Source organism: Acinetobacter seifertii (assembly GCF_016064815.1).
GTDB classification, from domain to species: domain Bacteria; phylum Pseudomonadota; class Gammaproteobacteria; order Pseudomonadales; family Moraxellaceae; genus Acinetobacter; species Acinetobacter seifertii.
The window spans coordinates 2,690,567-2,707,852 of record NZ_CP065820.1 but is presented as its reverse complement, the minus strand read 5'-3'; the positions used below and the strand labels follow the sequence as shown (position 1 = coordinate 2,707,852).

At 35.4% G+C, this 17,286-nt stretch carries 17 protein-coding genes; 11 read left to right on the top strand and 6 right to left on the bottom strand.

From position 1 onward, the window contains the following. Positions 1-40: 40 nt before the first annotated feature. Together I8T81_RS12555 and metC are read left to right on the top strand one after the other, a co-directional pair. Complete coding sequence (locus tag I8T81_RS12555) at positions 41-769, top strand: AAA family ATPase (RefSeq protein WP_198071351.1); 729 nt, start codon at positions 41-43, stop codon at positions 767-769. A 240-nt stretch (positions 770-1,009) separates the two neighbouring features. Further along, the gene (metC, locus tag I8T81_RS12550; protein ID WP_198071350.1) at positions 1,010-2,191 is read left to right on the top strand and encodes a cystathionine beta-lyase; all 1,182 of its coding nucleotides are present in this window, start codon (positions 1,010-1,012) and stop codon (positions 2,189-2,191) included. Positions 2,192-2,406: 215 nt separating this feature from the next. Here metC and I8T81_RS12545 read toward each other — a convergent pair whose 3' ends face one another. Beyond that, complete coding sequence (locus I8T81_RS12545; RefSeq protein ID WP_198071349.1) at positions 2,407-3,129, bottom strand: type 1 glutamine amidotransferase; 723 nt, start codon at positions 3,127-3,129, stop codon at positions 2,407-2,409. 747 nt (positions 3,130-3,876) lie between these two features. On the opposite strand from I8T81_RS12545, the gene I8T81_RS12540 reads away from it, so the two are divergent. After that, positions 3,877-4,089, top strand: coding sequence for a cold-shock protein (locus I8T81_RS12540; protein ID WP_002054492.1), 213 nt, complete (start codon positions 3,877-3,879; stop codon positions 4,087-4,089). A gap of 353 nt (positions 4,090-4,442) precedes the next feature. On the opposite strand, the gene I8T81_RS12535 is transcribed toward I8T81_RS12540, so the two are convergent. After that, the gene (locus I8T81_RS12535) at positions 4,443-5,015 is read right to left on the bottom strand and encodes a TetR/AcrR family transcriptional regulator (RefSeq protein ID WP_039252003.1); all 573 of its coding nucleotides are present in this window, start codon (positions 5,013-5,015) and stop codon (positions 4,443-4,445) included. 321 nt (positions 5,016-5,336) lie between these two features. Between I8T81_RS12535 and I8T81_RS12530 the strand changes: the two genes are divergently transcribed. Next, entirely contained in the window at positions 5,337-6,200 is an 864-nt protein-coding gene (locus I8T81_RS12530; protein ID WP_049065761.1) for a heme oxygenase-like domain-containing protein, read from the top strand. A 129-nt stretch (positions 6,201-6,329) separates the two neighbouring features. Next, entirely contained in the window at positions 6,330-6,815 is a 486-nt protein-coding gene (locus I8T81_RS12525; protein ID WP_198071348.1) for a hypothetical protein, read from the top strand. Here I8T81_RS12525 and I8T81_RS12520 read toward each other — a convergent pair. Then, positions 6,812-7,510, bottom strand: coding sequence for a DUF1826 domain-containing protein (locus tag I8T81_RS12520; RefSeq protein ID WP_198071347.1), 699 nt, complete (start codon positions 7,508-7,510; stop codon positions 6,812-6,814). The genes I8T81_RS12525 and I8T81_RS12520 overlap by 4 nt on opposite strands. 534 nt (positions 7,511-8,044) lie before the next feature. Here I8T81_RS12520 and I8T81_RS12515 point away from each other — a divergent pair. The 4 genes from I8T81_RS12515 (at position 8,045) to I8T81_RS12500 (ending at position 10,294) form a co-directional block, all read left to right on the top strand. After that, positions 8,045-8,509, top strand: coding sequence for a hypothetical protein (locus tag I8T81_RS12515; RefSeq protein ID WP_198071346.1), 465 nt, complete (start codon positions 8,045-8,047; stop codon positions 8,507-8,509). A 133-nt stretch (positions 8,510-8,642) separates the two neighbouring features. Then, on the top strand, positions 8,643-9,041 hold the full coding sequence (locus I8T81_RS12510; protein WP_198071345.1) for a hypothetical protein: 399 nt from the start codon (positions 8,643-8,645) through the stop codon (positions 9,039-9,041). 349 nt (positions 9,042-9,390) lie between these two features. Further along, positions 9,391-9,585 (top strand): hypothetical protein, encoded by a 195-nt coding sequence (locus tag I8T81_RS12505; RefSeq protein WP_100291390.1) that lies wholly within the window; start codon positions 9,391-9,393, stop codon positions 9,583-9,585. Between the two features lie 250 nt (positions 9,586-9,835). Next, positions 9,836-10,294, top strand: coding sequence for a hypothetical protein (locus I8T81_RS12500; RefSeq protein WP_077164220.1), 459 nt, complete (start codon positions 9,836-9,838; stop codon positions 10,292-10,294). A 95-nt stretch (positions 10,295-10,389) separates the two neighbouring features. Here I8T81_RS12500 and I8T81_RS12495 read toward each other — a convergent pair whose 3' ends face one another. From I8T81_RS12495 to I8T81_RS12485, 3 genes are all read right to left on the bottom strand, one after another. Next, positions 10,390-10,818, bottom strand: coding sequence for a GNAT family N-acetyltransferase (locus I8T81_RS12495; RefSeq protein ID WP_151684506.1), 429 nt, complete (start codon positions 10,816-10,818; stop codon positions 10,390-10,392). A 116-nt stretch (positions 10,819-10,934) separates the two neighbouring features. Next, on the bottom strand, positions 10,935-11,279 hold the full coding sequence (locus I8T81_RS12490; RefSeq protein WP_151684504.1) for a hypothetical protein: 345 nt from the start codon (positions 11,277-11,279) through the stop codon (positions 10,935-10,937). A gap of 124 nt (positions 11,280-11,403) precedes the next feature. Continuing rightward, positions 11,404-12,651 (bottom strand): serine hydrolase, encoded by a 1,248-nt coding sequence (locus I8T81_RS12485; RefSeq protein WP_198071344.1) that lies wholly within the window; start codon positions 12,649-12,651, stop codon positions 11,404-11,406. Between the two features lie 714 nt (positions 12,652-13,365). On the opposite strand from I8T81_RS12485, the gene I8T81_RS12480 reads away from it, so the two are divergent. Both I8T81_RS12480 and I8T81_RS12475 read left to right on the top strand, forming a co-directional pair. Then, complete coding sequence (locus I8T81_RS12480; RefSeq protein ID WP_198071343.1) at positions 13,366-13,926, top strand: TetR/AcrR family transcriptional regulator; 561 nt, start codon at positions 13,366-13,368, stop codon at positions 13,924-13,926. A gap of 199 nt (positions 13,927-14,125) precedes the next feature. Continuing rightward, complete coding sequence (locus I8T81_RS12475; protein WP_198071342.1) at positions 14,126-17,275, top strand: type VI secretion system Vgr family protein; 3,150 nt, start codon at positions 14,126-14,128, stop codon at positions 17,273-17,275. Positions 17,276-17,286: the final 11 nt, after the last annotated feature.

Below are 17,286 nucleotides of genomic sequence, written 5' to 3'. Positions count from 1 at the left end.
AAAAACGGCGAATACTATTAAAAATTCAGGACCAGCAACAATGCTAGAAGCTAAGCCTTATTTACGTTCGGTACAAATTAAAGCAAATATGCAGACAGACTGGTCAATTTATCCTTTTGCAATACCAGCTGTTAATGATATTGAACAATTAAGCTTCCATCCAGACGTTACTTTTTTTGTTGGCGAAAATGGCTCTGGTAAGTCGACGATTATGGAAGCCATCGCTTTGGCACTTGGCTTTTCCGAAGAAGGCGGCACTCTAAATGTGCGACTTAATTCAGCGAGTAGTTCATCAGGTTTATTTCAGTATTTAAGAATGATTAAAAGCTTTAAAAAGCCTAAAGACTATTACTTTTTAAGAGCCGAGAGTTATTACAATGTCGGCACATATATGAATGAATTGAACTATGTAAAAAGTTATGGGGGCAATATCCATGCTTGTTCACATGGTGAAAGTTTTTTAAAGTTGCTGACTCATAAATTACAAGGTGAAGGGCTTTATTTATTAGATGAACCTGAAGCTGCTCTTTCACCTACCATGCAATTTGTCGCTTTGTCGGCTATTCATGAATTATGCAAAAACCAGTCACAACTGATCATTGCAACGCATTCCCCAATTTTACTGGCTTATCCCAACGCTAAAATCTATCACTTTTCTGACACAGGAATCCGTGAAATCCAGTATGAGCAAACGGAACATTTCCGCGTAACACATGATTTTTTAAATAATTACCAAAAGCGTATCCAGCAAATCATGGATGAAGAATAGTGTGAGAAGTACCTTTTATAACAGCAAGTTCGAACAATAAGCAGATCAATACAAAGTACGCTATAAAATCATATTTTACTTTGAGAAGTAAATATTGGATTAAAATTCTAATTTAAAGTAAAAATAGGAAATAAAAATCTAATATAAAGATAAAAAATAGAAAAGATTAAAATTTATATCCATTGAAATCTCACTATCATGAATTGGTAATAAAGTTGATACGTTTCTTGGAATATAAAAGTGAATCAATTCAGCACAGATGTCATTAATTTAGGACGAACACCCGAGCGCTTTGATGGTTTAGTCAATACACCTGTTTTTCGTGGTTCGACTATTGTTGTAAATAGCTTTAGTGAGTGGGAAGAATTTAAACGCAATGGTGGGGTGTATCGACATTACGGCCGTTTCGGTGCTGCAACAGCTAAATCTTTTGAAAGTGCAATCAATGCACTTGAAGGTGGTGCGGGTAGTATGGTGTTTCCATCTGGCTTATCGGCATGTACACATGCACTTATGGCTTGTGTAGAGGCAAATAGTCATATCTTGATTGCCGATAATATCTATGGCCCAACACGAAATTTTGCTGACAATATATTAGCCAGAATGGGGGTAAGTGTTGAATATTTTGACTCTACTAACCTTGAGGCATTAACTGAAAAAATTAATCATCGTACTAGTGTGGTGTTTATTGAATCACCAGGTTCAATGACATTTGAACTGAGTGATGTTGCGGCAATTTCTGCAATTAGTCATCAATATGGCGCAAAAGTATTAGTCGATAACTCTTGGGCAACGCCGTTACTTTTTCAACCCTTAAAGCATGGTGCTGATATCTCTATTCAGTCCGTAACCAAATACATTGGTGGTCATTCTGACATACTCATGGGCGTGGCTACTGCAAATGCTGAAACATACGAACAACTCACGAAAACTGGACATTTGTTTGGAGAGACCACAAGCCCAGACGACATTTATTTAGCATCACGTGGCTTGCGAAGTTTGGCAGTAAGATTAAAACAGCATCAAAATAGTGCTCTAACTATTGCGCAATTTCTAACAACACATCCGGCTGTTAAGGAAGTTCTTCATCCTGCTTTAGAAACAAGCCCCTATCATGATTTGTGGCTGAGAGATTTTCATGGTTCATCTGGAGTATTTGCTTTTTATTTAAAAGAGTCTGAATCTTCTTATGTGCAAAAATTCTTTGATTCGTTGCAATTATTTCACATTGGTTTGTCTTGGGGTGGATTTGAAAGTCTGATTTTACCTGTTGGACAAGCTTATCGAACCCATACGAATCTACCTAAAGATGGTTATTTAGTACGTTTAAATATCGGACTAGAATCGGTGATCGATTTACAAAAAGATTTGGAATATGCACTAAAGTGCGCAGAACAAATGCGTGTTGAAAGTGTTATATAGGTATCTTAAAGTCTAAAAGCTAACTTGGCATATCAGCCGCTTTATGTGTGACAGGGACTATCATTTTATTAGATATTGTATAGCGACCATCTACTAATTGGGATTCTGTTGCTGCGATATTATGTTCGTTTACTGTCGGTGCAAAAGCGAATTTAAACTTTATAGATCATCTAATTTTATGAAAGAAAGCCCTATTAAAAGGGCTTTGCCATTATTTAGCTAAGTTTTAAATACTTATCTTTTAATTTATCTAGGAAAATAAACAAGTTTTGGTTCATTTCTTTATAGTCATGACTCCTCAATTCTTCTCGGGTATTAACAAATTTATAATCATGAGCTTGATTGAGTTCAGTTGCTGAATGTTGAATGAGTAATTCAACAACTTCAGGCGTTAGTTCCATATGACATTGCAAACCATAAACTAATTTTGAGTATTCAACGATTTGTCGCGGACAGCCTGCACTAAAAGCAATAATTTTTGCATCGCTCGTTAACCCGGGCATATCATTGTGCCAGTGGCCAACTTCTGTCATTCTTCCTAAATGTGAAAATAGAGAATTTTTAAAACCATACTCTGTCAGCATAATAGGAAACTTACCAATTTCTCTTTCAGGGCTATGTTCAAACTTGGCACCTAAAGCTTCACCAATCAGCTGTGAACCTAAACATACGCCTAAAACGACTTTGTTTGCTTGGATAGCTTTCTTAATAACCGCTTGTTCAGCGAGTGAATTAAAATGAGGACACATTTCAACTGTAGTATCTGGACTTTGTGGGCCACCCATCACGATCAGGAAATCTATGTCTTCAACCGTAGAAGGTAAGGGGTCATTTAAATACACTCTTGAATATGTCATTTTGCAGTGATTATTTTGACCCCAAATTTCATATGCTCCAGGTGCTTCAAAATCTTCATGAACAATAAAATGTAGGTGCATGATAGTTCCCTAAATTCAAAGAAGGTATAGATAGGTTTATTGCTAGATCTAAGCCAAAGATATGTTATGAAGCTTAAGGGCTAGTGAACACATCCAGTTTTTCAAAGTTATATGGTCCAGTTTGGTATATTCTTTGCAGTTGTTGCTAATTCGATTATTTAAAAAAAGAATATAAAATAAAAATAATCATTTAATTTATTTAATAATTTAAAAATATGTTTAATTTTTCTTGTTTTAATTGTGATTTAAAGATAAATTTCTTAAATATTTTTAATTATGTGCTTATTCAAAAAATTAATAAGTAGTAATGATGTTTAACATTATATAAAAATATACTTAAAAATTGTAAGTTGTTGTATTTGATAAAGACTATGAGTCTGTTTTTTTATTGATTATTTGTAGTTATATTTCTATTTAGTATAGTTTTAAAATTTTAAACTATTAAATAGAAAATTATTTACTATTTGTTTATATAATAAATTGTAATTGTTTTTTACAAATGTAAGCGAATGTTTACTGTAGAATCAGTAAATTAATTTATATAAATTGCTTGAATAAGTGTTCTTTTGATGTATAATGAAGTCAACTAGAAAAAAGACTTATTAGTTTAGTAAATCCTCTTTTAGTATCGAAGCTTTATTCATAATCCTCCGTTTTTAAGATCTTAAGCTCAATTCGTTATTTTTTCCAAGTTAAACCCGTCATGTCTCATGGCACAAGTTCTTAAAAATCAATAGGATGTATATCATGTCTAACAACACAGCTACTGGTACAGTTAAGTGGTTCAACGAAACTAAAGGTTTCGGTTTTATCCAACAAGATTCAGGTCCAGACGTTTTTGCTCACTTCAAAGAAATCGCTTCTTCTGGCTTCAAAACTTTACATGAAGGTCAACGCGTGACTTTTAATGTTGTGCAAGGTCAAAAAGGCCCTAGCGCTACAAACATCATTCCTCAGTAATTAGTACTGTAGAATAGAAAAAGCCCTCATTTGAGGGCTTTTTTATTGACTAAAAAAAGAATAATTTCATCTTAGTCCCATCAAACTCTAATCAAGTGCTGTCTGAATGCTTTGTACTAAGACTCTTTGATGAAGAGAAATGGATAGTTTGACGAAGAATTTTAAATTGAACGTGTTAGCTCAAGGATTTCTCATCCTGAAACTTAAAAAATCGCTTAATCGTATGAGAATAATATAAGAGGTATATAAAACCTTATATTACATTGAGTAAATATAAGGCTTTAATAAATTTGATGTTAACTGAAATTTTAAAAGAGATCTTTTAATTGATGTAAAAATCTCTTTTATATAATTTAACTAGCGATGCGTGCTTCTGTCTTTTCAAGCTCAATTATTTTAATAATATAAGACCATGTTTTTTCCCGATTAACTAAACCTTTATCAATTGTGCCATCAATAATAATGCCATCAAGAATATTCAGAAAGAGTGTAGTTAATGCTTCAGGATCCTCAACATAAACTTTAATTAATATCGAAAAAACAAGTGTATAGATCCATTCACGATAGTCGTTAATAGGATTTTTTACTGAAGGATAAACTTGAACAACTTCCATGGTCGCCTTTTTAAATAAGCAGCCATTAAAATCGTCGGTATAAATCCAGTCAATATACCAATCAAATAAGCTCCTGAGCTGAACTAAAGGCAAATCTTTAGTATTGATTCTTTCTAATATAGCTGCCTGAATATCTGAATTTCTCTTGTAAAGGCATGATTCTATTAAATTTTCCTTGGACGGAAAATATTTGTAGAATGTCATTTTTGCTACATTAGATTCAGCAATAATTTTGTCAATTCCAATGCCGTTATAGCTTTTCTGATTAAAAAGGGCTATAGCTGTTGTTATAATAGTGTCTCTTTTTGACATCAATTTCCCCATTGTAAACTTTTGAATTCCGTTTCTTTTTAAAGTGGTCTCTTATAAAAGTTAATTTCAATCATATTGAAAAGATTGTCGTAATACAACAGATGAAATAATAAAAACCACAATATTTTTTGCTATCAATTGTTAATTAATTTATTAAAAAAATTTATTAAAACATGGATTGATTTGTGTAAATAATAAACCTAATATCGAATTGTTTAGGGATGAGTATACAATTTTATTGAGTAGCAAATGAATGCGCAATTAAAATAATGGAGAACTCAAAACCTAACTATAAGAATTAATTTGTTATTGAGAATGATTATGTCAAAAAAATTTGAAGATTTTAATAATCCAAGACAAAAAGCTTTACTGGGGATGAAGAATAGTATTCCTTCACAACAGTGGGAAGAAAATCTAGCATTTCTCAAACAATTAAGAGAAAAAATTGCTAAATTACCAGTATGTACACATCCAGCAATTGAAATTTTAAATAACGGACAGCTTGATAAATTTACCTTAACAAAAATTCATTTGGAATATCGTCACGCTATTGTACAAGTATTTACGGATGCTTTATTAATGGCTCAATTTCAGACTAAACAATTAGAACCGAAATTACACTCTGGAGCTAAAATGTTCCCACGTGTTTTATTAAGTTTAAATATACTAGATGAATTTGGTTTTCGACCTGGAACAGACCAAGATAATTATTATTTGGGTAATCCTGAATATGCACATTATCCACTTTATGAAGATTTACTTAATGATTATGGTCTAAATGAACAAGATCGAAGATCATACCATCCTTCAAAAATCGCAGATCAGGTAAGAACGTTTTTAGAATCTTCATACGATAGTTATATTAAAGTTGTTGCATTGCTTGCGGTTGCAGAAGAAGAAGTTATTCTTTTTAGTCCTCCGCTACGTGAGGCGACTAAGGCTGTTGGAATTGAGGTTGAGGGTGGTGGCTATTACCATGTACATGGTGTGTCGACTGACGAGACATCAGAAGCAGCAGATGATGATCATGAAGATGACTTGTGGTTTGCATTGGCTCAAGGCATAACCAAAGATGATTATGAAAGTCTTACCGAGCTGTGTATGGAGTACTGCGCTTTATGGAATGAATTTTGGGATGCCCAAATTGCTTATGTCGATTTTATGGAGACAAAAAAACTGGCATAAACTTAATATTCCATTCCGAATGCTTCACGAAAGCTTATCCAATAGTGGATAGGCTTTTTTTATTGGTGATTTTTATCTTAATTGATGAACTCTTATGTAATAGCGGATTAATTCAGGTATGGGTAAGCTATGTTAATTCAATTAGAACTCACATCGGAACTCGACATTACGCAGTTGCGGCAATACGATGATGAATATGACAACGAAATTAGTGTATTGACAGATATTTGTACTGAACTTTCTAAGAATAAACTCAATCAGTTTAAGATTCAGGCTTTTTCAAATGAGCTTTGGCCTGTAGATATCGAAACTGATCTGGTTGTTTTGTTAGAGCAATTGCCTGTTTGTATAAGAGAGATAAATTTGGGATCTGATTCTTCAATTGATTTATATGAGCAGGGTATAAGTAGAGAAATTTTATTAAAATTTAATCAGGGAAACTATAGCTGCTATGGAAAAAGCCATGATGGGACCTGGGTGCCGAGTTATGCAGAAAATATCAGCCAAACAGATTTATTGAAAATGTTAAAAACTTTCTTAGATCATTTCTTATCAGCTTTAAAAAATAAGCACTCTAATAAATATCTTGTACAGTGGTTAAGTGATAATACCTAGCAAATTAACAGCAATCGATACTCTCCATCTTTTTCAACGGGTGCTCTATGCACACACGGTAAAACCTTTTGAGTAGGATGATCTACTGCCAAACGCCACAAGTGACCTGTACCCAAATTTATCGGTTGTGCATGGGCTTTAGGCTGATAATGTAAATCAAAGAAATACTCTGCTAAAAAACTTTCAAATTCGGCTTCCGCCTCATCATGTAATGCTTTGAGTTTTTCTCTAATTTCGGGAATTAAAACTTTTTGTTCAACCTGATCATTAGGCACAATATCACTAGCCGCACCGTAATAGGTACATAAGAAAGTATCGGTTTCTATAGGCGAGCGATCAACATGAAACGAATAGACATCTGTTGAAATAAAATCTAGCTCTTCATCACGTTCATAGTGTTTAAGTAAATTAAGTACAGGTGATGCACCCATATCAGTTAAAAGCTGCATGTCTTTTAAAATAATGTCTCGAGCCAAATCACCTTGTTTTGAAAGCTCAAGTGCTAGCAAGTCTTCAGTAGAAATTTCGGTAATATTTTCTTTTAACTCAAGCTTAGTCACAATTTCTTGAAAGTCGCCCACCAAATTTCTGTGCCAACAAATAGCATTTTTATGTCCTTGAAAATGTATATTTACAAGTTCAGTAAAAGTAGACACCACCTCAACTTGCTGGTGGTCAGAAAATGTATTTGTCATATGTGAATTGAAGAAATCAGAAGCTAAGTAGCATAATATATACTGAGTTTTTTTGAAAATATTCTATTTAAGACAGTTAAATAGAAGGCATCTTATTTGTAATCATGAAGGCTATTGGGGGAATTCCTAAGGCACATGAGTCGGGAGGATATGTTGGGGGCTTTATAGAACTAGGAGTAGGTTTTTTTTAACTGATTCTTCGGAAAAGAGAGTTGTTCTTAGGGGGGAACAAGTAGGTTTTCAAATTTTCGAAATTTTTTCTAAAAGACAGCCATAAGAATTTAGAGCATTTAAATCTCTTATTAATGATTCTGTAGCAAGTGTAGTAAGAAGAAACGGGGTGAACGGGACAAAATGTCCATATGATTCCTTCACACTAACAATAGACTTCATTTGAAGAGTTTTTATAGATGAAAGATAAAATTCCTAATAAAGATTTTTTAAGAACGTTAAAGGTACTAGTGCAAGCAGAATGCTTAAAATTGAAAACTGGTAAAAGAAAATAGTTGTAATATCGATAATGTGAGGTTTATTTTGGAAGTTAAAAAATTTTTTGATTTTATCAATAGTTTGGATGATTTAAATTTGATTATAGATGAGGTGTATGTATTAATCGATAATGAGAGTGATGATCAATCTATCAATAAAGTAGATAATGTTGGTGAAATTGAAAAGGTTATATTTAAAGTGAAAGATTTTTATATAGTCTTTTCTGTTAATTATGACGATAATGCAATGGCAGTTGAGGTTGTAAAGGATTTCAAAAAAGGCGCACTGGCTTCTGTATTTATTAAGGATTTCATGGATTTGAAAGGTTATGCTCTAGATTCTTTCTATGATATTGTAAATACAAATGGTTTTTCTGATGGCCTCAAAATAACTTTTTATGATCCTTTAATTACTGGAAGTAGACATTTTTTTTCTTCGCTCACATTTTTTTCAAGTTATTCAGGATTAATGTATGAGTTTAGAGACTGCGGAATAGACCGTTATTTTTAAAACGAGATAGAAATAACTTCTATGTTGAAACTAATAAATTTTTTCCAGAAAATAAATTGCATAAAAAACACTGTTATATTACTTGATGATCAATATGAAATTTTCTATTTAAATCTATCAGATTGTACTACAAATGATTAATTCAGCAGAAGAATTTGTTTTACTTCGAATTAGTGAAGCACGTAATGAGTATATCCGTGCGGCCCATGAGGAGGCTCCTGATATTGTTTGGATGGATATTATTTCCAGATTTCCTGAAATGAGAGAGTGGATTGCACACAATCGTACTGTGCCATTAAATATATTAGAAATTCTAGCGCGTGATATGAATGAATCTGTCCGGGCTACAGTTGCTAGTAAAAGAAAGCTTAGCCCAGAACTCTTTGATCTATTGTCTCAAGATATGAGTGAATCAGTTCGTGAGAGAGTCACATGCAATAAAAAGGTTCCAGCTCATATTTTAAAAAGGCTTGCTGATGACCCAGTACGGTTTGTTCGCGAAGCTGCTTTAAAACGAATGGAGAATTACTAAAGGATTTTTCAAACGATCAATATGGAATAGATCATGGTTGATTTCCAGATATAGATAAGGGTTTAAATGGATTATTAGTTGCACCTGCCAGTGCAACTCGCTGGAATGGACGATTTATCAAAAAATACCCAAGGCAAAACTGGTGATACCACATATATAGGGAAATTGTAGGTCTTAATGTACTAAGGTTTTATGCCTGTATTGTGGAAGTCTAGTTAGGGTATGCGGTTGGTGACAACATGGAATGAATATATTGCCTGTGGACTGCTATAATAATATTCACCACAAAATCTAAGCTAAGTTCGTACTTAAAGGCGAACTTTTTATATGTGTAATTCTGTTAGCAAATATGAAACGATACTACAAACAAACTGAATCGGCTGCTTCACATTGGACAACTGAACAAGACTGTTTTTTAATAGAAAATAACTCGCTTTCTATAGATGAGTTAAAAGAACATTTGCCATTTTCTGAAGAAGAAATTAGGGTTCGTAGATCGGTTTTGGGGTTGGTAAGACGAGATCAGCAAATGCGGCCTTATTAATTTTACCAAATGGTAAATTTTAATTGAAAATAAATGTTTCAAGAAATCTTAATAATTTAGAAAAATTGTGGATGAGTTATCAAAACCATACTTTTTTAGGTGATTGTTTAGCAAGGTTTACAGAACACTTTAACTAATTACATTCAATAATAATAACATTTCACTCCTTTACATTTGTTTCATCATAATCAGAACCATAAATCATTTTAAGATCAAAACTTTATAACAATTGAGATCGAGGAGGTTAAAAATGCCAAAATATTTAGCCGTGGCTGAAAAGGTTTATAAGAACATTCAAAAAGACGACTTATTCACCAATGACCTTACACAAAATCTGAATTGTTTGATCAGTCAGATACGTAAGGCCATTAAAGGGACTGAGTTTAAACTTAAGTTTAATTACATCGATTTTGATGAGCAATTAACTAAACCGATTAGTGAGTGCAAAGTCAAAGTTGATTTAAGTGTAATGCCTAAGTTTGAAAATGAAGGAGAGTATCTACTTTGGTTGGCAAGTTTTATTGAACGGATTACAGAAGGGGGAAAACCTAAATTTCCGCCAATTTCACAGCTCATTCCACATGGATTTAAGATGTCGAAAGAATCATTCCCTGTAGTCGCTGCGCCTCAAAAAGAACAGCATGCAGATATGATTATTAGCTATTTTAAATCGAAAGATTTTCTGAAAACCGAGAAAAATCCTTCATAAAAGAATATAGAAGTATTCGTCCACCATACTTCTATATACCTGCTGGTTTATACTCAGCGACCGCCTTCTGGGGCGGTTTTTTTATGGGTGTTATTTCATTTACTTCTTTCTAAAAGCAAAACAGGTTTGTCGTAATTACTATTACACCACTCATGTTTTTTAATTACAGCCTGTGGTACTTGAACCATGTCTTTCACGGGAACAAAACCCATCGAGCTGTAAAAACCATCTAGTTCTACAAAAGGTAGACAATAAAGCACAGAAAAATCTGAATTTTTAATTAAGAAATCGACCACTTTGCGGGCGATGCCTAACCCTTCATTATCAGGAAAGACGTAAATTCCACCGAGTTCGCCGCTATTCGAATCAATAGACACAACTCTACCTTGCCCAACAACTTTCTCACCAATAGAAGCGAGTACAATAAGTTCATCTTCATGTGATGGAACAAAGTCAACCTCAGCATATCGTTCGTTTATAGCTTTTAGATCGGCAGCGTTAGCAAGTCTTAATGAAATGTCCATTATGTTTCCTATACGTGTTAACTTTAATTTTGGGTCTTTATTTTTAAAGATGACCAAAGAATATAAAACAAGACAAATCAGTTATCTAATTATTTTATATATTTCCCAAAGCAACATTAAGTCAGATCAGGGGGAGGGAAAATAAGCTTTCCTTTATGAAAATATTTCTTTCCTTTGTAGGATAAGCGTGAGTTGTAGTCAGTGTCGATCATGAGCGTTACAGTTTCAGCTTTTGCACTTATTGTATAGTAGAGATCATATTGCTCTTCTGTTTTAACACTCACTATTTTGCCATTTGATAGAATAGCCTCAGCGGCTTCTAAGTCAGTTTTATATTTATATATATCAATGCTTTCTTGTGCTTCCCACCAGAGCATAATATCTTCAATATTTTCAAAAGGGCTATACCAAAGAACCTCTAGCGCACCCTCATCAATCGCTACGGGTATAATTAATGGCATCCTCATCACCAACTATTTATTTAATAATAAATTCTTCAAAACGACTGTACGTGAGTATCTGTATAACTCCAAATCAACCCATCATAAGGCGTTGCTAAAAGCCACTCATGATGGGCTTATATGCTTAACGATTCATAGAATCAACTGCTTGGAGTATGCCTGTAAATAATATTGCTAGTTTTGACTCAGACTGTGGCTCATTTCCATTTGCGGTAAATACTGCACAAACTTTATGGCCCTTTTGAGTTTTTCCAATCACTGAAAAGTTAATCACGCCGTATTCGGAACCACCTTTAAAACCAATTTTTTGCCAATTTAAATTTTTAAACAATGGATTTAAAGAGCTGTTTAGTGCAGGGGCATCTTGAACACTTTCAAGCAGAGGACAAATCTCATTGGCTGACATATACCATTCAGCATCTTGCCAAGTAGCCGATTTTCCAATGTCACTCACACTCGGAAGTGGCAGTTTGTCTAAATCAGAGAGTGCTTCTAGACGAGCCGACTTTGTACCTGTTTTAAACTTATTTTTTAGCTTTTCGTTGCTTGGGTCAATCAGTTGAAATAGCTCTCGTGTCGTTAGCATCGGGGTGTTTCTAGGTGATAGTGACTCTATACGAGGCTTTTTTAATACATCTATAAGACTATCGGTTGCAGTGTTATCACTAATTTGAATCATTAACTGCGCAAGAAGTTCCAGATTTACAGGTGTGCCAGCAGGTAGGGTTTGTAGGACTCCGGTTGGCAATGATCGATTTTTTTCTTTTAAAGAGACTATAGTTTCTCTTTTTAATTCACCTTTTTTTATCGCATCTTCATACGCTTTTAAAATGAGTAGCTTAAAAGTTGAACCCACAGCCATTGGAGTTTTATCATTTTCAACAACCACAGGTTTGTTATCTACAACAACTAAAAGAGAGGTTTTACCGACTGCATTTTCATGTAGACCTTTAACCATTTCGTCTAGGCTTACGGTCTTAAAATGAGGCGCGCTAAACCAAAGGGTACTAATTTGCCCTTGCTCATCTAAGCTAATTGAAACAGGTAATTCGCCTTTCTCGAAATCAATCGTTCCTGAACCATTAGAAATATTAATACTTTTAAGAGTGCCTAAAGAGGCTTTTAAGTCATCAACGATTTTTTGAATTTGTGTTATGGAAACTTGTCCTAAAAATTGAGGACTAAATAAAGCAGGTTCTACGGGTTTATCTGCAAAAATTGATGAAAGCTTAGTCGATAAATTATCCATTTTTTGTTCTGTCGCTGCATGAGTAGTAGAAATAACAATAGGGGAAACATTTAAAGCCATAACGCCTACAGCAAAAAATAAAGCTCTAGTTGTATACATTTTCTTGGTTAGAAAGTTCTTCATTCAATGTCCTCTTATATTTAGACTCATCTACAGTTTTTTATAAATGGTTTTAAAATAAGCATTCATTTTGACGCATCAAAATTTATATATCTATATAAATTTCTTCGATTTTATAAATCCTAATTTAATAATAAAATTAAATTATTTACCCTTACTTTTTAATGATTTATTTTAAAGCAAATGTCATTTTGTGTGCTTGACTGTGAAAGGGTTGAACACTATCCTTTGCCTGCTGGCCACATTGCCAGTCGGTCGTCGCGGACCGCTGTTTTCGACCACATCAGGATTATTTCTTCTGAGGAATAGTTTTGTGTGAGCATCTCCTCGTCTCCTCCCGTAGCGGTAGGACGGGAGAGGGACACCTTCGGGTGTGCTGGAGTCGAAACCAGTCCGCGAACCCTCTTCCGTTCTGCCACCATAATTTTAGTGTCTGGCAGAACTCCCAATAGAAGGAGTTGGCTTTGCACATTCATTATTTCTTGGCTCTCGATGCCAAAAGCTATAACGACACCACTTAAATCATCTTTAAACAGCTTGATGGCCTTTAGGGTTCTCAGGCTTTAAGTCATTACGGCTCAAAAAATTGTATCAACAATAAAACTTGAGATGTGCCAAGCACAGTCTTTATGGCTTTGCTGTGCCTTTTTTTCTCCCAAAAAGGGCACAGGCTTTTTTCTCTTTTAGAAACAACAAGAATTTATAACGGTAAAAACTATGCGAAATTTAGAAACCTCTTCCAAAAAATTACACATTATCCGTACGTCTATTCGACTATTTACAACTTACGGATTCCACACAGCAGGCGTAGATCTGATTGCCAAAGAGTCCGAAGTTCAAAAAGCTACGCTTTACAACTACTTTCGTTCAAAAGAGGGCCTGATTGAAATGTGCATTGCCTTTCAAAAAAGTTTACTTAAAGAAGAAGTGCTCGCGATTATTTATTCGAGCCATTACCGCACGCCTATCGATAAACTCAAAGAAAGAGTGGTACTACATGTTAACTCTAATAGTCTGTATCACTTGTTACTTAAAGCCTTTTTTGAAATTAAAGTAGCTTACCCGCAGGCTTACCGTATGGCAGTTGAGTATAGGAAATGGTTGCTTCATGAGATTTTTGATTTGATTTTTAGCTTAGAAATACATGCGTTAAAACCAGATGCTGAGATGGTTTTAAACTTAATAGATGGTTTAATGTTTGAGTTTTTAGGTACAAACAGTTTGGAACACAGGGATGTAGCCGTGGAGTATTTCTTTAAGCCTATCTGTTTAACATAAATGAATTTTTAAATTAATGGTAGAGCTTGGGATTACTGAAGTGCGAGCATTGTAGGTGAGTAGTGCTCACCATTAATTTAGTATTAATTAAGTGTAATTCATCAGCATGTAAACCTATTTTTAAATACCATAAAATAGACAGTTCTGTATATTTTGTTATAAAATATAGTTGATTATGACCCCAATTTATAAAAATGTAATGTTTAATAATATTTCCCAAGTTTTAGAGAGTATAGGTTTTCTCTCACAACATCGTTCGGTGTATCTCCAGTTTTCAGATGCATCACTGAATAGTCAGGTTTTCTTACAACGTATAGATGGGCAACATTCTCTTAATCAGGGCATGAGAGCCGAGCTGATTTGCTTATCAACTAATGCCCATATTGCACTCAAGACATTTATTGGAGTGCGGGTTGCTGTTGACCAAGTAACAGATCGAGGAAGTTTTTTCCGTACTACAGGTATTATTACAGGAGCATCACAGGGGCAAAGTGATGGTGCTCTAACCTTATATAAACTCACCATAAGTGATCCAACTTATCTCTGGCATAAACGCAGAAACAGTCGTGTGTTTATGAACAAGAGTGTGAAAGAAATTAGTGAGATTCTTTTTCAGGAATGGCAGGGGAAAAGTCCATTATTTGCATCTAGTCTGACTTTAGATTTGAGCGGGTTGAAACAGACCTACGATGTCCGTCCTTTTGTAATGCAGCTCAATGAAAGTGACTATGACTTTTTAACTCGTTTATGGCGTAGTGAAGGCATGAGCTGGCTCATTGATGAAGCTGAGCTTACTGTACCAAGCAATACAGATCATATTCAGCCACAAAAGTTACGTCTTATTGATGACAATAACCAATATCAAGCTTTAACAAGAAGAACAATTCGCTACCATCGAAGTCATGCAACTGAACAATTTGACAGTATGACTAGTCTAATGGCTGATCGTAGTTTACAGCCGACTTCTGTTTTTGTGCAGCGTTGGCAGTCAGATGTATTGCAACAAACAGATGGGGCAGGCAGTGTACAAAGTACACATCAACATAGTGCCAACTATGACAATCAAAGCTTAAGTCTTGAAGATGCATGGCACTTTAGCCCGGCATGGATGCAGGATTTAAAAGGCGAAGATGGGGCAACCTCAGCAAGTAACCAACAACTAGAAAAGTTCAATCAGAACCTAAGTGCTTATCATGATGCTCAGTCTAAGCAGTTTATTGCAAAAACCACAGTACGGGATACCCAAGTTGGCTACTGGTTTGAACTCAATGAACATCCTGAAATTGATCTTCATGACGGTGCAGATAAAGAGTTTCTGATTATCGGGAAGCATTACTACAACCAAAATAACTTACCCAAAGATTTAAACCAGCAAATTCAAGCTTTAGTTCAACAAAGCCATTGGCAAGTTGGTCATACAGACGAGCGCCAAGGTAATGAACTGATTTTACAACGCCGTAATATTAAGGTTGTGCCTGCGTATCAACCTTTAGAGAATCGACCTCACGCCTCTGTGCAACGTGCCATAGTCGTAGGGCCACAGGGTGAGCAAATTCATGTCGATCAATGGGGACGCATTAAAGTTCGTTTCTTGTTCACCCGCAGTGATGACCATCGCCATGATGGGGGGGCTGGAAGTAACGGCAATGACACTGATTCGGCTTGGGTCGATGTGGTAACTCCGTGGGCTGGAAAGGGTTATGGGGCACGGTTTTTACCACGCGTGGGTGAAATCGTTGTAATTAATTTCTTTGATGGCAATATTGACCGCCCGTTTGTGGCGGGCCGCATTCACGAAGCTGAACGACATCCAACCCAGTTTGACCAGAAAGGACAGCTACCAGACACTAAGAAATTGAGTGGCATCAGCTCAGAAGAAGTAGGTGGTAAAGGTTTTAACCAGTTACGTCTTGATGATACTACTGGACAAATTAGTGCCCAGTTACAAAGTAGCCATGCGGCCAGTCAGCTAAATTTGGGTAACTTAAGCCATCCAAAAGCCAGTGCGACAAGTGATGGTCGTGGTGAAGGTTTTGAACTGAGAACTGACCAGTGGGGTGCTGTTAGAGCAGGCAAAGGCTTACTCATTACCACTCATAAACAAGACCAAGCTCAAGGCACACATTTAGACGCAGCCAACGCTAAGCAACAAATAGAAGGTGGCCTTAATAATGCTAAGGCACTGAGTGAAGTTGCTAAAAACCAGCAAACTGACCCATTGGAAGTGCTTGAGAACTTAAAAACTTTCTTGGAACAAATTGAGCAACAAGATAAAGACAAAGCTGCTCTATTTAAGCAAGCGATTATGATATTAAGCGCACCTAATAGTATTGCTCTAGCCAGTAATGAAGACATTCATTTAAGTGCAGATGCTCAGTTAAGCCAAAGCGCTGGAGACAGCATTAACCTAAGCACTCAAAAGAACCTGATTGCACACGCCCAAAATAAAATTAGCCTTTTTGCAGCGCAACAGGGAGCGCGGTTGTATGCGGACAAAGGAAAAGTTGAAATACAAGCCCAAGGTGATGGAGCAGATTTAATTGCTCGTAAAGGCATTCAGATTATTTCAACAGAAGACAAAATTGCTATTAATGCTTCTAAAGAAATTGTTATTACAGCCGGTAGTTCTCAAATCAAGATTAATGGTTCGGGTATTTTCCCTGTCACTGGCGGTAAGTTTGAGGTGAAAGCTGGGCAGCATGTGTTCCAAGGTGGCGCATCGGCAAGTGTTCAATCTAGTTTGCCACCACCACCAAAACGTGCACAAGGTGTACTTGAGCTTTTGCATGACTATTCACATGGAGCTTTTGTTAAAGGAGCTGGTTATACCGTAACTGATAATTTGGGCAAAGTTGTTAATGGCAAGCTAGACGATAAAGGTTTTGCTCGTGTTTCAGGTTTGGCAACGGGCTCAGTGAAAGTTCTGTTCGATCCAGACCCACGTAATCCTTGGGATGAGGCAAGTGATTTTAAACGGAAGGTAGAGTGGCCAAATCAAAATGATGTAGAAGGCAGCATTGGTATTGCATCTGGTAGTAAAGGGTTAACTGAAACATTGAAAAATGACTTTAAAAAGTTGAGCCAACTTGCGAGCAATGTGAAATCTGTACAGCAGAAGATTGAATCGGTTAAAAAAATCAAAGATCAAGGTGCTAAAGCATTATTACCAATGGCGATGGAACAGGTTTTGGGAGGGAGTGATGGATCTAAGTTAAGTCAATCATTTGTTAGTCAAAATAGCTTTATGCCTTCAAGTCAGCAGAGTAATCCACTCAGAAGATTGGCTCAAGCAAGCTCTGACAAAACAGCAATAACAGAAATCCGATCACCTTTTGAAACGTTTGTATAATTTGAGAAGAA